Origin of the sequence: Natronorubrum texcoconense (assembly GCF_900100335.1) — an archaeon.
Taxonomy (GTDB): Archaea; Halobacteriota; Halobacteria; order Halobacteriales; family Natrialbaceae; genus Natronorubrum; species Natronorubrum texcoconense.
This window is the reverse complement of sequence record NZ_FNFE01000002.1, coordinates 635260-655934: the sequence shown is the minus strand read 5'-3', so window position 1 is coordinate 655934 and position 20675 is coordinate 635260. Positions and strand designations below refer to the sequence as shown.

19 protein-coding genes are annotated in these 20675 nt (G+C 65.7%); 8 read left to right on the top strand and 11 right to left on the bottom strand.

Annotated features, from left to right (window positions below; all coding sequences use genetic code 11):
- Nucleotides 1-21 precede the first annotated feature (21 nt).
- The 9 genes from BLT08_RS09510 to BLT08_RS09470 form a co-directional block, all read right to left on the bottom strand.
- On the bottom strand, nt 22-336 hold the full coding sequence (locus BLT08_RS09510) for an AzlD family protein (protein ID WP_090305484.1): 315 nt from the start codon (nt 334-336) through the stop codon (nt 22-24).
- Nucleotides 329-1105 carry an AzlC family ABC transporter permease gene (locus tag BLT08_RS09505; protein WP_090305480.1) on the bottom strand — a complete coding sequence of 259 codons (777 nt, stop codon included), beginning with the start codon at nt 1103-1105 and terminating at the stop codon, nt 329-331. Before BLT08_RS09505 ends, BLT08_RS09510 begins: the two co-directional genes overlap by 8 nt.
- A gap of 108 nt (nt 1106-1213) precedes the next feature.
- Nucleotides 1214-2560, bottom strand: a complete 1347-nt coding sequence (locus BLT08_RS09500) for a carboxylate--amine ligase (RefSeq protein ID WP_090305477.1) — start codon at nt 2558-2560, stop codon at nt 1214-1216.
- A 223-nt stretch (nt 2561-2783) separates the two neighbouring features.
- Complete coding sequence (locus tag BLT08_RS09495) at nt 2784-3074, bottom strand: ubiquitin-like small modifier protein 1 (protein WP_090305473.1); 291 nt, start codon at nt 3072-3074, stop codon at nt 2784-2786.
- Between the two features lie 146 nt (nt 3075-3220).
- The gene (locus BLT08_RS09490) at nt 3221-3571 is read right to left on the bottom strand and encodes a hypothetical protein (protein ID WP_090305470.1); all 351 of its coding nucleotides are present in this window, start codon (nt 3569-3571) and stop codon (nt 3221-3223) included.
- 93 nt (nt 3572-3664) lie between these two features.
- A complete protein-coding gene (locus BLT08_RS09485; protein WP_090305467.1) occupies nt 3665-4777 on the bottom strand; it encodes a glycosyltransferase in 1113 nt (370 codons plus the stop codon).
- Between the two features lie 77 nt (nt 4778-4854).
- Nucleotides 4855-5367 carry a hypothetical protein gene (locus tag BLT08_RS09480; protein ID WP_245724193.1) on the bottom strand — a complete coding sequence of 171 codons (513 nt, stop codon included), beginning with the start codon at nt 5365-5367 and terminating at the stop codon, nt 4855-4857.
- Nucleotides 5368-5457: 90 nt separating this feature from the next.
- Nucleotides 5458-5844, bottom strand: a complete 387-nt coding sequence (locus BLT08_RS09475) for a DUF7971 family protein (RefSeq protein WP_090305465.1) — start codon at nt 5842-5844, stop codon at nt 5458-5460.
- 82 nt (nt 5845-5926) lie between these two features.
- On the bottom strand, nt 5927-6778 hold the full coding sequence (locus BLT08_RS09470; protein WP_090305462.1) for a GNAT family N-acetyltransferase: 852 nt from the start codon (nt 6776-6778) through the stop codon (nt 5927-5929).
- Between the two features lie 1205 nt (nt 6779-7983).
- On the opposite strand from BLT08_RS09470, the gene BLT08_RS09460 reads away from it, so the two are divergent.
- From BLT08_RS09460 to BLT08_RS09430, 7 genes are all read left to right on the top strand, one after another.
- The gene (locus tag BLT08_RS09460; RefSeq protein WP_090305459.1) at nt 7984-9006 is read left to right on the top strand and encodes a Cdc6/Cdc18 family protein; all 1023 of its coding nucleotides are present in this window, start codon (nt 7984-7986) and stop codon (nt 9004-9006) included.
- A gap of 330 nt (nt 9007-9336) precedes the next feature.
- The gene (locus BLT08_RS09455) at nt 9337-10071 is read left to right on the top strand and encodes a hypothetical protein (protein ID WP_090305456.1); all 735 of its coding nucleotides are present in this window, start codon (nt 9337-9339) and stop codon (nt 10069-10071) included.
- Nucleotides 10071-10391 carry a DUF8156 family protein gene (locus tag BLT08_RS09450; RefSeq protein ID WP_090305453.1) on the top strand — a complete coding sequence of 107 codons (321 nt, stop codon included), beginning with the start codon at nt 10071-10073 and terminating at the stop codon, nt 10389-10391. Before BLT08_RS09455 ends, BLT08_RS09450 begins: the two co-directional genes overlap by 1 nt.
- Nucleotides 10388-12634: a type B DNA-directed DNA polymerase gene (locus BLT08_RS09445; RefSeq protein WP_090305450.1), complete on the top strand. Its 2247-nt coding sequence runs from the start codon at nt 10388-10390 to the stop codon at nt 12632-12634. The genes BLT08_RS09450 and BLT08_RS09445 overlap by 4 nt, the downstream gene beginning before the upstream one ends.
- A 144-nt stretch (nt 12635-12778) precedes the next feature.
- Nucleotides 12779-15298, top strand: a complete 2520-nt coding sequence (locus BLT08_RS09440; protein ID WP_090305447.1) for an ATP-binding protein — start codon at nt 12779-12781, stop codon at nt 15296-15298.
- Nucleotides 15291-15755: a response regulator gene (locus tag BLT08_RS09435; protein WP_090305444.1), complete on the top strand. Its 465-nt coding sequence runs from the start codon at nt 15291-15293 to the stop codon at nt 15753-15755. Before BLT08_RS09440 ends, BLT08_RS09435 begins: the two co-directional genes overlap by 8 nt.
- The gene (locus tag BLT08_RS09430) at nt 15752-17440 is read left to right on the top strand and encodes a bacterio-opsin activator domain-containing protein (RefSeq protein ID WP_090305439.1); all 1689 of its coding nucleotides are present in this window, start codon (nt 15752-15754) and stop codon (nt 17438-17440) included. Before BLT08_RS09435 ends, BLT08_RS09430 begins: the two co-directional genes overlap by 4 nt.
- Nucleotides 17441-17451: 11 nt before the next feature.
- On the opposite strand, the gene BLT08_RS09425 is transcribed toward BLT08_RS09430, so the two are convergent.
- Complete coding sequence (locus BLT08_RS09425) at nt 17452-18363, bottom strand: formyltransferase family protein (protein ID WP_090305436.1); 912 nt, start codon at nt 18361-18363, stop codon at nt 17452-17454.
- Between the two features lie 203 nt (nt 18364-18566).
- On the opposite strand from BLT08_RS09425, the gene BLT08_RS22945 reads away from it, so the two are divergent.
- Complete coding sequence (locus tag BLT08_RS22945) at nt 18567-18713, top strand: hypothetical protein (protein ID WP_175529271.1); 147 nt, start codon at nt 18567-18569, stop codon at nt 18711-18713.
- Between the two features lie 33 nt (nt 18714-18746).
- On the opposite strand, the gene arcS is transcribed toward BLT08_RS22945, so the two are convergent.
- Complete coding sequence (arcS, locus tag BLT08_RS09420) at nt 18747-20504, bottom strand: archaeosine synthase subunit alpha (RefSeq protein WP_090305433.1); 1758 nt, start codon at nt 20502-20504, stop codon at nt 18747-18749.
- Nucleotides 20505-20675: the final 171 nt, after the last annotated feature.

Genomic DNA, 20675 nt, shown 5'->3' with positions numbered 1-20675 from the left:
ACGACGAGCGATCGCGCGCAGTCAGACGACCGCTCTGAACGCCACCACGGCGAGGACGCCCGCACACAGCGCCAGCAGGATGTTCTCGGTTCGCCACATCACGGCGAGGACGATCCCCGCGGCGGCCCACTCGGCAGGACCGCCGGCCGCGAGCTCCGGGCCCAGGACGGCGATCACGATCGCACCCGGCAGGATATCGAGTCCGGCCTCGACTCGCTCGCTCACGTCGAATCGACGGACGAGCCAGATACCGCCGACTTTCGCGATCACCGTGACGACGGTCATCGCGAGAATGACCCCGACGACGAGCGGGTCGAGCGACAGTACCTCAACCATCGTGTCGCATCACCTCGACCGCGGCGGCGGCCAGTCCGCCGATCAGGATGTACCACCGGCCCGGGAGCACGTTCGCGGCGACGACGCTCGTCCCCAGCGCGACGAGCCACGGCACCAGCGTCGATCGCCCCTCCCAGAGTTCGGCCGCGAGCGCGACGAAGACCGCGGCGAGGATGAAGTCGAAGCCGTACTGGTCCGGGTCGCCGACAGACTCGCCCGCGAGGACGCCCAGAATCGTCGAACCGACCCAGAACAGCCAGAGCACGATCCCGCTCCCGAGCAGAAACGCGCCGCGGCCGCCGCCCGATTGGAACTCGCGCATCGTCAGCGCCCAGTTCTCGTCGGCCATCATCACGAGGCTCCCGTAGATCTGGGTCGGCGAGAGGTGGCGAAACCAGGGCTGGAGCGCCGCGCCCATCAGCGAGTACCGGAGGTTGACCGCGAACGTCGTGGCGACGATCGCGGCGATCGGGATCGGGTCCGCCCAGAGTTCGACGGCGATGATCTGGGAGGCCCCGGCCAGCACCGTCGCGCTCATCAGGGCCGCTTCCGCGACGCTCAGCCCGGCCTGATTGGCGAGGACGCCGAAGGCGATTCCGTACCCGCCGACGCCGATCGCGATCGGAATGCCGGTGAGAAAACCGGCGCGGATCCCCTCCCAGCCGAACGTGACCTCGTCAGTATCCGGCGCTCGTTCCGGCCCCGCGTCGTCGACGGATGGATTCGACTCTCGAGGGGCGTCCGTGCTCGACTCCGAATCCATCGCCATTGCGTATCTCACTCTGCGACCGCCGGCGCGTAAAGCGTTCTCGGAATCGGAACGGTCGGTGCTATCACTTATTAGGTCCGTCTCAGTTCGACCGGTCCGGCCGATCGGCTACTGTTCGACCGGCTGCGACCGCCCGCTTCGAGTCTCAGCGACGTCTGCGGCCTCGCGCCAGTCGACGGGTCGCGCCGTACCGCTGGCTCGCTGGCCGAACTCGGACAGCCCGCGTCCCTCGAGAACGCTCCTGTCGAGCGTGGTGAGCGCGTCCTGCAGGAACGGCCAGGGATCGTCGCGACTCAGCACGTCGAAGTTGGGCTGTTCGTAACAGGAGCGAGCGATCTCTCGAATCGTGTTCGGAAGCGACGGTCGGTCGACGAGATCTGATTCTTCGTGCAGGAGACTGAGGAGGTAGGTCAGTTCGCCTTTCAGGTAGTGACAACCGACACCGAGGTCGTAGCCGGCTTCGATCCCGTCGGCGCGATCGGTCGCCAGCTGCCAGTAGTAGTGGGGGAAGTCCGCGCCCATCTGAACGTTCGCCGAAAGCGAGGTCCACATTCGCGGGTTGATCTCGGTTAGGTAGAACTCGCCCGTCTCGGGGTGGCGCATGTACTCGATGCAGGCGAGCCCGTGCCACTCGAGTTCCTCGAGCAACGCCTGTGCGGCCTCCTGAAGGTCGTCGTCGTAGACGGACTCACGGTAGACGCCGCCGCCGCCGGTGTACGACGCCCCCCGAAGCTGTCTGTGTTGGACCGACGCCAGCAGCTCGCCGCGATCGTAGAGCGCGCCGACCATGTACTCCTCCTCGATCGGGACGAACTCCTGGACGATGGGATCGTGGCCGAACGTCTCCCGGAGCCCCGCGACGTCTGGCGTCGTTCCCGCCTGAAGGTGTTCGACGGTCTTGCTCTGTCGCACCTGATCCGGCGGCACCGAGTCGACGTACTCGTCGACGAGGAGGTTGTACCGGGATTTGACGATCGACGGCGTCTCGATCGTTTCGGCGTCCTCGAGCGGGCGCGTTTCGGGGACCGGGACGCCGGCGGCGTCCGCAGCCTCCGCCAGACGCACTCGATCGTGGACGCGCCGCAACGTCTCGAGCGTCGGCCACGGTGTTGCGATGTGTTCGGCGAACGCCTCCCGGTACGTCGAGAGGACGAAGATGTCCGGTTCGCGCACCGGGACGATCGTCCGGACGTCGTCGCGCCGAGCGAGGGCGAGCAGCGCGTCGGCGTACGCCTCGAGGTTCGTCGTCGGGTCGGGAACCAGGACTGCTTCGTCGCAGTACCTCGAGCAGAACGATTTCGCGGTCGGATCCTCGGAGACGACGATCGTGCGGACACCGCGCGGGGACAGGGAGCGGAGACAGGCGTCGGTACTCGGGACGGAGACGGCCGGGACGACGATCGATCCGCTTCGGTCGCCACTGTTACCCGAGTAGAATGTATCTAACACAGACATGTATTTCAGGAACTGATGTCGATTTTCACCAGCTCGCATCATAGCGGACCGGCCTGAAACTGCAAGTACGACACCCTGTCGGAGGACCGTTTCGAGCGCGCCGATTCGGTCCGGAGACGTCGCGGACTCGGACGCCGTCGCGCCTTCGCTCAGCCGGACTCGACCGCGTTATCGTTTGCACCACCGTACGAGTGCTTTCATACGGTCGACGGCCCCGGACGGCTCAGCCGCCGGCGACCGGCGGAAACACCGACAGCCGATCGCCGTCCTTGAGCTCCGTCTCGACGCCCGCCATGTGGGTCACGTCGCGGCCGTTTTTGAGCACGCTCAGCTGCGGTCTGATCGCGACGCCGTCGTCGCCGTCCTCGAGTAGCTGTCCCTCGAGCCCGTCGTACGTCGATTCGAGGCTGGCCAGCACGTCGCCGACCGAGGCGCCGTCGTCGAACGTCTCCACTCGCTCTTTCTGTCCGACGGCCTCACGAAAGGTGGCGAAAAACCGCAGTTCGATCTCCATAGCGGATGGTCGTGTGCGCCCGTCATAAGTCCGGGTGCCAGACGGTCGTCCGTCCGGGGCCGACTGTCCGATTCGCGCGCGAGACCAACAAGATCGACGAAACCGACGAAATCGTCGCGGGTTTGTCGGCAGAACGCCGGGAGATATCAGGCGGGAGATGCCACCGGCGAGGACGTGTACGTGACCGAGTCGACGTCACCGCGCTCGAGGGCCTCGTCGATCGCACTGACACCCACCTCCGCCGCCGCGTCGCTGTCGTCCGCCTCGACAACGACGGTGACGGCGAACTCGACGCTGACCGTGTACGGGTCGAACGGACCGGTGGGGTGTTCGTAGACGTCGGCGTCGTCGACCGCCCAGTCCGCGATCGTTCCGTCGGCCTCGAGCGCCTCGAGCGTCGACGCGAGTTCCTCGGTCGCTCCGTCGCAGGCCGTCGTGTCGCTTCCACCGTGGAGGGTCACGAGCGTCGTTCCCGTCCGCGAGACTGCAAACTCCATACGCTCTCTACCGACCGCGAGGGTTTGAACGCTTGGTCTGTACGCACACGCTGCCGACCGGATCCGGCGGCTCGTCCTCGACGAATGCGACGGTTACCCCTCGAGGTCGTCGTAGATCCGTCCCAACTGTTCGAGCGAGTGGTCGACAGAAAGCATGCGCCGCCGCCTGCGACAGAGATCCGCGAGTCGGTCGCCTTCGGCCAGCGTCCGCCGGATCGCCCAGCGGAACTCCTCGAGGTCGCCGGAATCGTAGCGATAGCCCGTCTCGCCTTCGATGACGCTGTCGACGAGCGCTCCCGCGTCGACCGCGACGACCGGCGTTCCGCAGGCGGTCGCCTCGAGCGCGACCAGCCCCTGGGTTTCGACCGGGCTCGGGAAGACGAACGCGTTGAGCGCCGAGTAGAATTCGGGCAGCTCCTCGCGCTCGAGAAAGCCCAGGAACCGAACGTCGGCGTCGACCGCCTCGGCGCGGTCCTCGAGCGATTCCCGCGCGGGACCGTCGCCCGCGAGGACGAGCACGTAGTCGGTGCCGTCGACGGCGTCGATCGCTTCCTCGAGGTTCTTTTCGGGACCGTGACGGCCGGTGTAGCCGAGCAGTGGGCCATCGGGAAGGTCGTGGCGATTTCGGAACGGTTCCGGATCGACCGATCGGAAGAACTCGGTATCGATGCCGTTCGAGACGACCGTCGCCTCGACGTCCGCGCCGATGTGCTCCAGGAGGTGCCGGCGGGCGAACGAGGTCGGCGCGGTGACGTGATCGACGCGCTCGAAAAAGCCCTGTTCGTACGCCCTGCACGTCCGTTTGAAGCTCGGAACGAGCGACTCTGGAACGTGCTGGTGGACGCGATCTTCGAGCAGGGTGTGGTAGGAGGCGACGACGGGAACGTCCCGTTTGCGGGCGAACCGGACGCCCGCCGCCCCGACGGTGAAGGGCGTGTGAACGTGGACGACGTCGGGCGTCTCGAGGCCGTCGGGGATCGCCGGCAGCCCCAGCCGGTAGCGCGGGTACAGCGGCGCACCGACGCTCGGCAGGGGATACTCGCCGTCGCCGGCCTCGTAGCCGTCCATTTCGGGGAAGACGATCTCCATCGTCCCGCCTCGGCAGCGCTGCCACCGGTCGCGCCAGAGCGCGATCGTGTAGGTGACCCCGTTGACCGTCGGGAGGTAGAGATCGGTGAACGCGGCGACGTCGTCCGTATCGACCATTGATCGACGATCCATCGGCCACGATCAAATCTGTTCCGAACGTCGACAGGTCTGCTCGCCCGATTGTGCTGTCGACCTCACCGGTCCGGCCGATCGATTCGAAACGCGACGTCGTGTCTCGAGAGTAGCGATCGCATCCGGTCGACGCCGCCGGTCGTGTCCCAGCCCTCGGCGGTGTAGTGTTTGTACGGGTGGCGGAGCCACGAGTACTCCCGGTGGGCGAAGACGTCGACAGTGTCGGTACCGTCAACGAAGAGGGCGACGTGTAGTTGCCAGGTCGAAAGCGGCGACGGTCGTCTGGCCCAACTGCCCGCGGAGAGCCGGCCGTCCCGGTGGACCTTCAGGGAGGCGACCGGCTCCGGCGCGAACGACATCGCCTCGAGGTCCGAACGAAACTCGCCGAGCCCGTACTGGACCGTCCCCACGTACTCGTCTGGGTGTTGAATACACTGCGCGAAGCCGCCGAGTGGCTCCTTGATTCGGTGGAGCGTCGGCAGGACGCGACGGCGAACGCGCGTCGTCAGGTCGATCGCGGTCCCGTCCGCAACCTCGTGTCCACCATCACGGTCGTCAATCGGTGAATCGTCGATCGATGCCACGGAAGTTCGTATTCGAGTATGACGGCATAGCCATTGTGGCTTCCGCTCCCGGAACGTTCCACCCGCTCTCCCGACCGGTCGCTACAGATCCTGCAATCGAATCCCATCCTCGACCAGACGGGCGTTTCGCTCCTGATCGAGGCGCTCGCCGAGTTCGTCGTGCGCGTGCAGTTGTGCGATCACGTCCGCGTAGAGCGTCCGCCACGCGATCGCGTAGATCGGCGACTGGCCCCACGCTCGCAGCTCCGGCACGAGGTCGTCGTAGGTCTCGTGGCGCTGCTCGAAGCGATCGATCGCCTCGAGGACTCGAGCCGCGGCCTCGCGGTCGTCTTCCGCGTCCTCGATCGCGCGATTCAGTCGCTGTTCCCAGCCGGCGACCGCTTCCTGCATGTCCGCGGCGGCGGTCTCGTCATCATCGGGTAGTCGCTCCAGTACCGGTTTCGGCACGCCGAGTGAGAGTTCGTCCATACCGGACGTACACAATGGGCTGGCAAGAAACTACGGCTCCGACACGCGACCTCGGTGAGTCGTCCCTCGCTCCGACGACCGACTACGGCCACGTCGCCAGCATCACTTCGTCGACGTAGGCGTCGTCGATTCGGTACTGGTCGACGTGTTCGCCCTCGCGTTGCCAGCCGTTGTCCTCCAAGAACTCGATCGCGGCCTCGTTCGTCGCGGGAATGTGCTGGTAGATTTTGTGGTACTCGGCTTCGCCGGCCCACTCGAGGCCGTACTCGAGGAGGTTCGATCCGACGCCCGCACGGCGGAACTCGGGGTCGACGCCGACGGTCAGTTCGGCGGTGTGGCGCAGCGAGGGTAGTTCGTGGGCGTCGACGTGGAGCCAGCCGATCACCTGCGACTCGCCTCCGGCGTCGGTCGTCGATTCGTCGCCGTCGGACTCGCCGACATCGTCCTCGGGTTCGAGGACCGCGACGAAGAACACCCGCGAGCGCTCCTCGTTCGCCCGGACGAGCGCGGACTCGCGCTCGAGTTGCGTCGCGACGTTTTCGGCGACGATGTACGTTCCGCCGTCGGCGACCTCGCGCATCGTCTCGACGATTCCGGTGCGGTCCTCCTCGCGGGCCAGTCTGAGGGTTACGGTGCCGGCCTCGCAGTCGAATTCGGTCGGCGTCGCCGAGAAGTCGACGCGGACCTTCCCGTTCGATTCGGTCAGGTAGCCCCGGTCTTTCAGCGATTCGAGACAGGCCTCGAGGTCCGCCGTCGGTGGACAGACCGATTCGGTGTACGTGCCGGACCGGGCCGGTTTGGAGTGTGTGGTTCCCGAATCGACGCGAATCGATCGGGCGAGCTCGTTGGGGTCGACGGCACCGTTTCGCTCGACGTACTCGTAGACGGTTCGCTGGATCTCGTCGTCGAACGAAAACGTCGGGTGGACGCTCATAGGCTGATGACCGCCGAGCGACCGTATTAGTATGGTGCCTGTATCGTCCGGCAGCGATCGGTGACCGACTCGAGAGCCGTGCTCGTCGCGTCCGTCGACCGACTATCTCGTTCTCCGAACGGTCGCGGCGACTCACACGCACAGCGTCGTATCGCGCGCTTCGATCGATTTCCGACGAGACAGCCACGGCAGTGGCCTTTGCTGCATTGTCCAGCGTAGCCGCACACGCCACATTTTGTATAGCATTATTAGATTTATATACTGGGGTGGGTACCCTCGTTTACGAAGAACAGCCTCTCAGCCCGATCGAGTCGCCGTCTCGATCCTCGAATCGTGGTGTCGATCGCGCCTCATTTCGAGTCCGAACGCACACGACTGCAGTCGGGACGAACGCCTCGAAGTCAGACGCCGGTCGATCGGTTCGCCGCGCGAGTTCCGCTCGGCCGAGCCGTCCACCTCGAAACTGTTCGAGGGCGTCAAACGACTCCGGCAGTCGGAACAGCCTTGATGGTTGGGAGGATCACAGCTCGATTCGTCCGTTCGGAGCCGACTTGAGAATCAAACTATCCGGTGGTTCGTCCGCCGGTAGAACTCGTGGTATCCAACGTGGGCTCGTGATACTCAACGTGGACGTCTCGTGCGCGCGTAGAACGTTCGACGCAGATTGGGAAAATCAAACTCAACACGATCGGCACTTTTCGACCCCGTTCGAACGCCTCAACTCCGGGGTTCGAGGGGCTCGTTGGACACTCCGCCGTCTCCCACCGACGGAGACCACTCGAGTCGGGGCGACACGATACCATTCTCGGCACGTGGATTGACTCGATTGGGGTACTGCTACTGATTGCGGTGTTGGGATTCGCGAGCGACGGCTGCCGCCGGTTCCGACTCGAGAAGCGGATCGCTCGTCTGGGCTCGGTCCCGTGGCGGTCGCGGAGTCGCCGATCGCGAGCCGTGCCGTCGGTGTCGGCGGCGCCCCATCGCATCGTTCCCGTTCTGCCGATCCGATACGAACTGATACTCGAGGCTGCGTTCGCCGAACGACGGTTCGATCGCTTCGTCCCGTCCGCCGTCGAGGTCGAAATTCGATCCGAATCGGTCCGAACAACGGTCAATAAATCTTATAATGCGATATAAAATCACTTTCGGAACTTTCGGAACCGGGACGCCACCGTTTACAACGGTCGACGGAGAACAGAGCGGCTGTGATCGTCGACGACCGGGTCTTGCGCGAGGATTTCGTGCCCAGCGAGGTGGTCCACCGCCACGACGAGGTGAACCTCCTCTCTGAGTCCCTCGAGCCGCTGCTGTACGGCCGGCGAGCTGATCCGGCCTTCTGCTTCGGACCGACGGGCGTCGGAAAGACCTGCATCGCCCGCTACACGCTCGCCCAGCTCCGCGAACAGGAGCCCGCGGTCGAGGTCGCATACGTCAACTGCTGGCAGGAGTACACCCGGTTTCGAGTGCTCTACAGCGTTCTCGAGGCCGTCGGACGAACGATCGACATCCATCGATCGACGCCGAAGGACGAACTGTTCGGGCGACTGCGTGAGACCGACGACCGCCCGATCGTCGTTATCCTGGACGAGGTCGATCAGTTGGAGGAGACCGCGGCGCTGTACGATCTCCACCGACTCGGGCACGTCTCGCTCGTGTTGATCGCTAACCGCGAAGAGGAACTGTTCGCGAGCTTCGACGACCGGGTGCGGTCGCGGCTCCGCGCGGGAACCCGCGTTCGGTTCGATCGCTACGGCACCGACGAACTCACGGCCATTCTCGCGGAACGAGCGGACAAAGCGCTCGAGCCGGGCTGTATCAGCGGCGAGCAGCTGCGGACGATCGCCGACGCCGCGTCGGGGGACGCCAGAGTTGGCATCGGGATCCTCCGGTCGGCCGCTCGGCGAGCGACCCAGCAGGGACGCGAACGCGTGACCGACGACGTACTCGAGGCGGCGATTCCGGACGCGCGGACGGCGATCCGGCGAAAGACCGTCGAGGGGCTGATCGAACACCAGCGGGTGCTGTACGATATCGTCGCGGACGTCGGCGAGGTCGAACCCGGCGACCTCTACGACGAGTACGAGCGGCGGGTCGACGACCCGAAGACGAACCGGACGCTACGGAATTACCTGACGAAGATGGTCCACTACGACCTGATCGAGGCCGTCGGCGAACGCCGCGGGCGGACCTACCGGATCATCGACGACGACGCGGTCGGCCGGGAGTGAGACCTCTCGACGACTGCGTTCAGTAGCGGCGCTGGTTCTCACGGAACCCATCCGTACTCGAACAGCGCCCGCGGAGTGTATGGTGGTGGTTGGGCTTCGACCGACGCTCCGCGGGCACTCCTTCCACCCACGTTACCGGTAACAAGTATAGTGACGAAAACGACACAGCGTCGCCGAACCGACAACCGTTTCGGAAATCGGAATCGTCTCCGATTGCCGTTACACCGCTCGAAACGGTACGCTCGGACCGGCTAACCGATTCCTACTCGCTTTCGGAATTCCGGAAACGGTGCTCCGTCGCTTATCTGCCTCTCGCTCGAGTCTCCGTCCATGGACACTCACACCCCCACGTTGGGACTCGAGTTCGAGTCGGGACTGACGCTGCTCGAGGTGCCGTCACCGCGATCGACGATCCTCCACCGACTGGTTGGCGCCCGCCTGACCGAATCAGCGACCGAGCACGATCCCGAAACGAACGCCACGGCGTACTGGATCGACGCCCGGAACACGGCCGCGACGCAGGTGCTCTACGACTGCGTCTCGAGCGACCGAACGCTCGAGTCCTTGCGGGTCGCTCGGGCGTTTACGGCCTACCAGCACCACTCGCTGGTCCGGCGGGTAACCCGCCAGGCGGGGCCGGAGACGGAGCTAATCGTCGCGCCGAACGTCGCCAGCCTCTACCACGACGCCGATCTACCCGAGTGGGAACGGGAAGGCCTCCTCGCGGCCGCCCTCGAGACGCTCGCGGAGTTGGGCCGCGTGCTTTCCTGTCCCATCCTGGTAACGAGCGCCGACGAGAACCGCGCTGACACGGTCGCGGAGTACGCAGCCACGACTCTCGAGTGCGTCCGCACGCGTGAGGGGATTCGACTCGTGCGTTCGGGCGAGGAACCGACGGACGACGACGGCGAAATGGGAAGCGCAATCGACGACACGGCGGGCTACTGGCACGGAACCCACTGGCAGACGACGATCCCCTACTGGGTCGACCTCTACGGTGCTGTCGCGGAGGGGCAGTCAATCGTCGAGGCCTACGACCGTGGGCTCCTCGAGGTGACCGCCTGATGGGCCGAACGAATCCGACCTACCGCGACGCGCTCCGCGGACTCGAGAGCGAGTGGAAACCGATGCGCCGCGCGCTCCGCCGGGAGTACCAGGCCGACTTCGATCGGCTGTTCGACCGAGGCCGTACGTTCGCCGACGCGGCGGGCTACGCGAACCCGACGGATCCCGAGCGGGCGCTGTTGCTGTCGCTGGCGCTGGCCCACGAGGTCGAACTGCGGCGACTGCGGGCGGAGCTCGAGGAACGCGAGCAGTGCAACGATCGGACGGCACCCGAGGAACGAGACGGACGGACGACGGCAGGGGGTGACGAGCGCGAATGAGCCGAACTGACCCCTACGCGTTCGAGTTCGATGACGGCACCGTCCGGGAGTGGCGACTGACCGATAGGGGAGCCGAACCGACGCTCGTGGAGGACTACACGCCCGCGCTGTTCGTCTCGGGACCCGACGACGCGCTCGCGGATCTGCGAGCGCGCCTCGAGTCCGATCCCAAGACCGTCGAGACGCGAGTCGAGCGGTGGGCGACGGACCTCCACGAGGCCCACGTCGGCGAGCGAAGCGAGTTGCTGCGAGTCGGCTGCGATCGCGTCGACGACGTTCGCCAACTCGCCCGCGAGATCCGCGGCGTCCACGAGTCGGGCACTCACGCGCCGGGCACGTTCCGGCTGTTCGACGTCGATCTCGAGCCCGGTTTTCGGTACTGCCTCGACCGCGGGATCGACCCCGCGCCGACGCGGGAGTTGCGGACGCTCCGGCTCGAACTCGAGGATCGCGAGCTGGCTGACGGTGACGTTTCCGGGCTCCGAATCGAGGATGAACCGGTCGCTGGTGAGGACGGTGGCGGTGATCCGCGATCGGCGCTCGAGACGCTTCGAACCCGCCTCGAGCGCGAGGATCCGGACGTGCTCGTCGTCAGCCACGGCGAGCTGATTCCGCTGCTCTCCGAACATGCGACGGAGCTGGGATTCGAGGAGGACGAGTTCCACCTCGGCCGAGTACCGGGCTGGACGCAGTTGGCGGGCGAAAATACCTACGAGAGCTACGGCCGGGTCGGCCACTCCCCGGCGCGGTATCGGGCTCCGGGTCGGGCGATCGTCGACACCTCGAACAGCTTTCTCTGGAACCAGTCGGGGCTGGCGGGGCTCGAGTACATGGTCGAGCAAACGGGCCGTCCCCTGCAGGAGGCCGCCTGGGGGAGCATCGGCACGCTGTTGACCTCGCGCCAGATTCGGCTCGCTCGCCGCGAGTGGGCGGTCCTCGCGCCCCAGAACAAGTGGGAGCCCGAACGCTTTTCGGACCTTCGGACGCTGCACGCGGCGGACCGGGGCGGGTTCACGTTCGAACCCAAAGTCGGCTTCCACGAGGACGTCCACGAAATCGACTTCGCGTCGCTCTACCCGCGGATCATCTGCGAGCACGGGATCAGCCCGGAGACGGTCGACTGCGCCCACGATGCGGGCGATTTCGTCCACGACAGCCACCGCGTGCCGGAGCTCGGGTACGAGGTCTGCGAGCACGTTCCCGAAGCGACCGACGGCGACGCGGCGTTTCTCCCCACCGTTCTCGAGCCCCTGCTTTCGGATCGGGGCGATATCAAGGCTCGACTCGCCGACGATCCGGCCGAACCGGAGGCCAGCCGGCTTCGGGCCGAATCGGGCGCGATCAAGTGGGTCCTCGTCTCCTGCTTCGGCTATCAGGGCTACCGAAACGCCAAGTACGGCCGGATCGAGTGTCACGAGGCTATCAACGCCTACGCGCGCGACGTCGCGCTGACGGCCAAACGCCGACTCGAGGACGCGGGCTGGCGAATCGTCCACGGGATCGTCGACAGCCTCTGGGTGACGCCGCGCGAGGGCGTCGAGCCGGAGCCGCTCGAGGCCGTCATCGACGAGATCTCCGCAGACGTCGGGATTCCACTCGAGCACGACGGCAGCTACGAGTGGGTCTGTTTCGTCCCGCTGCGCGATTCGATTCCGGACGGGCCAGACGAGGGGGCGGGAGCGTTCGAATCCGGATCGGCGGGGGCGCTCACGAAGTACTTCGGCAAGCGAGAGGCCGGCGCGTACAAGTTCCGCGGCATCGAGCTCCGCCAGCGGAGCACCCCGGCGTTCGTCGCCGAGAGCCAGCGTGCGTTCGTCGAGGCACTCGACCGCGAACGCGACCCCGAAGCCGTCTGTGACGTCCTCGAGCGGCGGCTTAGCTCGCTTCGAGGCGGCGACGTCGATCCGAGCGCCCTCGAGATCACGACTCGAGTGTCGAAGCCGCTGTCGGCGTACCGAAAACGGACGCGGACCGTGGCGGCGCTCGAGCGATACGAGCGCCGCGGAATCGACCGCCAGCCCGGGCAGTCGGTCCGGTACGTCGTCGCGGACGACGACGCCAGCGGGCCCGAGCGGGTTCGGCTCTCCTTCGAAGCGGGGGGCGAATACGATGTCGACTACTACGCGACCCAACTCGTCCGGGCCTGCGAGAGCGTCCTCTCGCCGCTCGGCTGGGACCGGTCGCGGATTCGACGCGCCCTACACGACGGTCGGCTTCTGGAACTGTCCGCCTTCGTCGACTAACCGAGACGGCTCTGCAGGTCCGACCGTCGGTCCCGCCCAGTCGTCGTCGTTCGAGACTGTCCAGGTCCGATGACTCTGACGGTAGACGGTGAGTTCGAGCACTACATTTATACACGTCAGTCGACTTGTGCATAGCAATCGATTATGGCAACCTCCGACCCGCCGACAGGGACACTTCAATCGCGTATCCGGCAACAGGAGGTCGTCGCCGAACTCGGAAAACGAGCGCTCGAGTCGTCCGATCTCGACCGGTTTCTCACAGACGCTGTCGCCGCCGTCCAGGAGGCGCTCGGGGCGGATTGCTGCGGGATTTTCGAGGTGATCCCCGATAGCGACGCGGTCGCGCTCGGATACGGCGTCGGCTGGCGAGACGGCGCGATCGGTTCGGCGACGGTCCCCGCCCGTTCGACCAACTCGGTGGGATGTGCGCTCAAGACCGACGAGGTGGTCGTCGCCACCGACGTCGAGGCGAGCGACCGGTTCTCGACGCCGACGTTGTTCGCCAGCCACGACGTCACGAGCACCGTCAGCATCGGTATCGACGCCGACGGAGACGAGCTGTGGGGTGTTCTCAGCGTATATACGACCGAGCGCCGGGAGTTTGCCGACCACGAGCTGTCGTTCGTCCGGAACGTCGCGAACGTCCTCGCGTCCGCGATCGAGAACCTGCGGATGCGTCGGGGCCTCGAGACCGGACTCGAGACGACGATCGATCGGTTCACGGACGCATTCATCGGTGTCGATGCCGACTGGCGAGTCACCTACGTCAACGATCGGGGGCGGGAGCTGACCGACCGCGAGGCCGACGAACTCGTCGGTGCGACCCTTTGGGAAGCGTTCCCCGCGACCGTCGAATCGGCGTTCGAACGAGAGTACCGCCGGGCGATGGCGACGCAGGAGCCGATCGTCTTCGAAGAGTACTACCCGCCGCTCGAGACCTGGTTCGAGGTCACCGCCTCCCCCTCCGAGACGGGGCTGTCGATCTCCTTTCGGGACGTCAGCGACCACGAGGCCACACAGCGCGAGCTGCAGGCGAACAATCGAACGCTCCAGCGGTTGTACGCGATCACGGCGGACCGCGAGCTGAGTTTCGACGAGAAGACGCGGCAACTGCTCGACCTCGGCCGCGAACGGCTCGGGCTCGAGGTCGGGTTCATGGCCGATATCGACGAGCGTAACGACCGGTTCGAGGTCGTCCACTCCAGCGGTGACGACGAGCGGTTACAGCCCGGATCGGTGACGCAGCTGTCCGACACCTACTGTCGGCGGACGATCGAAGAAGACGAGCTGCTCGTGCTCACCAACGCGCCCGTCGAGGGGTGGGGCGACGATCACGCCTACGAGAAGTGGGAGTTCGACAGCTATCTGGGCGGGCAGCTTCGCGTCGACGGCCAACCGTACGGCACGCTGTGTTTCGTCGACGACGCCCCCCGTTCGGTCTCGTTTACGCCCGCCGAACGGAGCTTCGTCGAACTACTCACCCAGTGGCTCAGCTACGAACTCGAGCGCGAACACCACCAGCGCGAACTCGAGGAGAGCGAACGGCGCTACCGAACGCTGGTCGAACAGTTCCCCAACGGGATCGTGGCGCTGTTCGACGAGGAGCTTCGATACACGCTCGGTGGCGGGCAGATCCTCGAGGAGATCGACATCTCGATCGACGACTTCGTCGGACAGACGATTTACGACCGGTACGACGGCGAGACGCTCGAGACGTTCGAGTCGAACTTTCGAGCCGCGCTGTCGGGTGAGCGGACCAGCTTCGAGTACGACATTCACGGCCGCGAGTGGCTCGCGCACACGGTGCCGGTCGAGGACGACCGCGGCGAGGTGTTCGCCGGGATGATCATGGTCCAAGACGTCACCGAGCGCAACGAGCAACAGCGGCAACTCCGCGAGCGAGAGGCCCGCCTCGAGGAGCTCGTAGACGAACTCGAGGCGTCCAACGAACGGTTAGAGCAGTTCGCCTACGCGGCCAGCCACGACCTCCAGGAGCCGCTACGGATGGTCGCGAGCTATCTGACGCTCGTCGATCAGCGCTACGCCGACGAGCTCGACGAGGACGGACAGGAGTTTATCGCGTACGCGGTTGACGGCGCAAAACGGATGCAGGAGATGATCGACGGCTTGCTCGCCTATTCACGGGTCGACACGCAGGGCGACCCCTTCGAGGTCGTCGACTGCGAGGATGTCCTCGAGAACGTGCTAACGGATCTCGAGGTGCGGATCGAGGAAACCGACGCCGACATCACGGTGGAGTCGCTTCCCGAGGTGTACGGCGATCCCGGTCAGCTTCGACAGGTGTTCCAGAATCTACTGGACAACGCGATCACATATTCTGGCGATGAGGCCCCACGTATATCCGTGTTCGCCGAGAAAGAGGGACAAGAGTGGCGTCTTTCAGTTCGCGATCGGGGGATCGGGATCGACCCGGCCGATACGGAGCGCATCTTCCAGGTGTTCGACCGGCTGCACAGCGTCGAGGAGTACGCTGGGACCGGGATCGGACTCGCCCTCTGTCAGCGCATCGTCGAGCGACACGACGGCGACATTCGCGTCTCCTCGACGACGGACGAGGGGGCGACGTTTACCGTAACGCTTCCGACACCGCGGGAATCCGAGGCGACGACTGAACCGACGGGCACATCAACCACCAATGAGTAATTCGAGACAATTCAGGCCGGAACCAGCACAGATTCTCCTGGTAGAGGATAACCCGGGGGACGTTCGACTGACCGAGGAGGCGTTCAAACAGGGCCGCATCGAAAACGATCTTCACGTCGTCTCCGACGGGAACGAGGCCCTCGAGTTCCTCTACGGTCGGGGCGAGTACGACGACGCCCCGCGGCCGGATCTCATCCTGCTGGACCTCAACTTGCCTCGAAAGGACGGCGAGGAGGTCCTCGAGGAGCTCAAGGGGGATTCGGAGCTGCGATCGATTCCGGTGATCGTCCTGACGAGCTCCCGGGCCGAAGAGGACGTCGTCAGATCGTACGAACTCCACGCCAACGCCTATCTCACGAAGCCGGTCGATCCGGACGACTTCATCGAGACCGTCCGCGCCTTCGAGAAGTTCTGGTTCTCGGTCGTTCGATTGCCGCCGGAGGGTGATCAGGCATGAGCGAGACCGACGCGCAGACCGAAACCGACTCCGACGCCGAGACCGAGACGCTGGAGGTCCTCCTGATCGAGGACAATCCCGGCGACGCGCGACTGATCCAGGAGATGCTGCGGGGCACCGAAGAGCTCGCCCAACGCGTCAGCCCGGACGAGTCGGCGGGCCGAACGCCGGAGATCACCCGCGAGACCCGACTCGAGGACGGCCTCGAGACCCTCGAGGAGTTGGACACCGATGTCGTCCTGCTCGACCTGAACCTCCCCGACAGCGAGGGGCTCCAGACGCTCGAGTCGGTCCACGCGGCGACCGCGGAGACGCCGATCGTCGTCCTGACCGGCGTCCGCGACCAACAGGTCGGCGTGCAGGCGATCCAACGGGGCGCACAGGACTTCCTCGTCAAAGACGAGGTGACGAGCGAGCTCCTCGTCCGAACGATCCATCACGCGATCGAGCGCGCCCGACAGGAACACGAACGCCAGCGCCAGCGCCAGCAACTCGAGGCGCTCAACCGACTCAACCGGATCGGTCACGACATCACTCACGCGGTGATCACGACCGAGACCCGAGCGGATCTCGAACAGCGCGTCTGCGACCGACTCGCCGAGTCCGACGCCTACCGATTCGCGTGGATCGGCGGCGTCAACCCGGGTAGCGACGAAGTGGTTCCGAAGGCGGCGGCCGGCGTCGAAGACGGCTACCTCGATTCGGTCGAGATCAGCGTCGACGAAGACGACGAAACCGGGCAGGGGCCGTCCGGAACGGCTATCCGAACCGGCTCGGTCCAGGTTGCGAACAACGTTTCGGACGATCCCTCGTTCGGACCGTGGCGCGAAGCAGCGCTCGAGCGCGGCTACCAGTCCTCCGCGGCGATCCCGATCACCCACGAGGACCTCGTCTACGGCGTGTTGAACGTCTACTCGTCGTCGCCGCGTGCGTTCGAGGGGCCGGAGACGACGATCCTCGCCCGGATCGGCGACGTCGTCGCCCACGCGATCACGGCCATCGAGCGCAAGGACGCGCTCGTCAGCGACGCCGTCATCGAACTCGAGTTCCGCGTCGACGACCTCGCCAAACCGCTGATCCGGCTCTCGACCGAGGACTCCTGTCGGATCGAGCTCGAGCAGTTGATCCGGGGCGACGAGACGCTGCTCGCCTACGGCTCGGCTCACGGCGTCGATCAGGAGACGTTCGAGGAGACGATCGCGGAGACCGAGGGGTTCAGTGACGTTCGCTTCCTCGCTGCCAGACGCGACGAGTTCCAGTTCGAACTCGTGGCGCCGGCCGCGGTCTCGCTGTTCGAGACGATCGCGACCCACGGGGGCCGGGTGCAGTCCGCGACGATCGACGACGGCGAGTTCCGCTTCGTCGTCGAACTCTCCCGCGGCCGGGACACCCGCCAGATGATCGAACTCATCAAAGAACAGCGCGACGACGTCACCTACCTCGCCCAGCGCACCAGCGAACGCAGCGAGCGCAGCGAGTCGGGGTCGAACTCGGTGCTCGAGGACGATCTCACCGAAAAACAACGCGCGGCCCTCGAGACTGCCTACTTCGCGGGTTACTTCGACTGGCCCCGCGAGAGTACCGGCGAGGAGATCTCGGAGCGACTCGGCATCGCGCCCGCGACCTTCAACCAACACCTTCGGACGGCCGAGCGGAAGTTCTTCGATTCGGTGCTCGGGGAGTGACGGCCGGGTAGTCAGTTAGACGACTGGGTCGGCCGATCTACCGTCTCCGTCGAGGATCGTACGTGCTCGAGTCGCCGTCGAAAGCGCCCGATACTGTTCTTCGTCAGCACCCGGCCCGAAAAGCCGAGCGTCCGTCGTTGGTCGCGGGAGTAGAACTCGCCGAGCTGATCGTCGGGGACGGTCTCGGGATCGAACTCGGGGTCGCACGCGTTCGAAACTCCTTCGGTCAGGAGCCGGATCTGAAGCTCCGCCAGTCGATCGAAGACGTCCCAGAGCGTGTAACAGCCGTCGAGCGAGACCTCGTCGTACGCGACGATCGCGCCACCGTCGATCGACTCGTCGAGTTGTTGGAGCGTCGCGCCGGCACGATCCCGTCCGTCGCGATAGAGTACTGGAGGACCCATGCCTCGATAGCGCCGGATATCCGCGGGATGGAAGCTCAGGACGCCGTATTCCGGTGCGGTCAGCACGTCACCGCGAACGAGACCGAACCCGAAGCGGATCGCGACGTCGCAGTCGGCGGCGAGTCGCGAGACGATGTCGTCGGGGAACTCGGTCCAGCCGTCCTCGGTTCGCGGTTCACAGGGAACGAACTCGGCGTCGGCGAGACAGTCGACGTTCTCGAGGGAGTGACGGTGCCAGAGGTGGTGCTCGTCGCCGAGTACTCGACCGAGCGTTCGTTCGGCGAGGACGAACGTCCACGCGCGTTCTCGCTGGATAACGTCGGCGAACTGGACGACGTCGTCGAGTTCGATTCGCGCCTTCCTGTTCCACGACTCGGCTTCGGCGTTCGTGTTGGCCGCGTTGGAGACGACCAGCGACACCGTCACGTCGGACCTCTGCTCGAGCCGTTCGATCGCGCGGGCTTGCCACTGATAAAGAAAGGGTTCGGCCAGAATACCGACCGTCACTGACGAGGACATGTGGCAATGGGATAACACTTGAGACGTTAGTTACCAGGTCCATGATCGGTGGATATGCAACGGAGAACAACTCGATAAAACGGATTTATGTCCGAATAATCCGTTATTAGCACCGTATTCGTTCACGTACTCTTCAACAAGTACGACACAGACCGTGGTCCGCACCCGAAACCGTCAGGGACGTGCCGACTGAACGCATCGCCGTGACCGACGATCGCCGATCCGAAGGCCACGAGGCCGACGAAGCAGTCGACGATCGGTGCGCCGACCGCGAGTGCGAACTCTGCGGCGAGACCGTTCCCGCGGCCGTCTATCGCGAGCACCTGCTCAAATCGTGTCCGGGCCGGTGACCCTCGAGCGAGACGGTGATCGCAACGCCGTCGTCACTTCTCTTCGACGTGGCGAATTTCGGCGGCGATGCCCCGCGTACTCTCGCGCATCTCGCGGCCGAACATCTCCGCGCGGCCGATACCGAACGCCTTCGGCCCCTCGACGACGACCTCGTCGCCGACGCGGATCTCCTCGTCGGCGTCGACGATCCCCGGCGCGAGGACGCTTCCGTGCGGAACGAAGCCGTCGATTTCGACGCGCTTCGTCGGCACGTCGCTGTCAACCCAACGTTTCGCCCCCTCGAGGGTGAACGAAAGCGTTCCGTACTGAGGGACCATCGTCGCGAGCTGGGTATCTTCCTCGTCGCGGACCTGAATCTTCGGGTAGCGACTCGTCGTCTGCATGTCGGCGAAGAGGTCGTCGCCCGCGCCGTCGCCGAGCAGGAAGTCCGCGATGGCGCGGACCGTGTTGTGCTCTCGCTCCCGCTTGGAGTACTTCAGCTGGCCCGACAGCGCCGAGGAGAGGTTCGCGAGCGACTGCTCGCCGGTGGGGTGGCCGCCCTCGGGGACGGTGTAGGTGACATCGAGACCCAGTTCGTCCTCGACCCGGCCGACGATGTCGCGGTAGCCCTCGTCGGGGACGTGAGCGATGATTTCGGGGTAGTCGTTACGCTCGAGATACCGCTGCAGGACGTCGCTGACGAACCGCTTCTCCTCTTCGGACCAGCGGCCCGTGACGACGGTGTCGTAGTGTTGGGCCGGGTAGGTCGTCTCGAGTTCCTGGGGCACGACCCCGATCGGACTCGTCATCGAGACGAGGTGGCCGCGCCACTGGATGGCGTCGTGGAACTGGCGGTGGCTCTGGGACTCGCTGTAGGGTTTCGCCGCCGAGCAGGGGACCAGCACGAGCGGATTCTTGAATCGATTCCGGTAGCGCGAGGTCACTCGGTCCGCGTAGCGCTGGATCTCGACGCGCCGGATCGTATCCGACGTCGCGGCGTTGATCTGCGCGTCGCGCAGGATGGGCGTGCGCTCCTCGAGGTAGCCCCACTGCGAGTCGAGTTCGCGCATCGCGGCGGTGAGCCACTGGTCCTGGCGGGCCTGACCCTCGACGTAATCGCGGAGTCGTCCGTCCCGAATACGACGGCGCACGATGGCGAGTTCCGCTTGCAGGGCGTTGGCGTTGTGTTCCGCACAGTCCTCGCGGGTGAACTCCTCGCGAGGCTGTTGACAGGCCGGACACGAGCAGGGGAGTTCCTCGAGGTCCTCGAGGAAGTACGCCTCGTCGGTCGTCAGGTACCGGCCCTCAGTGCCCTTCACGACGGCCGCGGTCTCGTCGAAGAGATCGACGCCGGCGTAGGCGAGTACGGCGACGTTGCGCGGCGTGGCGACGCCGGAGAAGTAGAGCGCAGTGTCGGCGGGAATCGCCTCGCGAACGTTCACGACGGCCTCGACGAGCGCCGCGCCGTGGCCCGTGATCGACTGGACGTCGGAGACGGCGTAGGCGTCCGTCCCCTGGTCAGTCGCGCTCTCGCTCGAGACGACCGCGACGCTCGGGTAGTCGACGTCGGGCGAGTCGACGGCGAAGGAGTCCTGGACTTCCGCGGCGGTGCCGCCGGGGAACGCCCGGTGGGGGAGGACGGTGAGCGTCGACTCGTCGCCCTCGGGGACGGTCCGGTCGGCGCTCCAGAGCGATCCCGCGTCCTCGAGGACGTCGTCGACGAGCGCTGGGGTCGTCACGGGCGACTCGAGACGGAGTTCGCCCACGCGAGCGGCCCCGTCGCGCTCGTGGACTTCGAAGTAATCGGTCATACCTGAACCTGCGAGCGGGAGGGTGAAAGAGGCTGTCGGTCGCGGTTCGCCCCGCGGGCTCGAGTACGCGTTCCGAACGACGGTGCAGGTGGTCCGAGCGGCCGGCGGATCGAGCGCGCGAGCCGAATCGGTGGTTCGGTGCCGTTATCCAGTCGCCGGCGAAACCGGGGG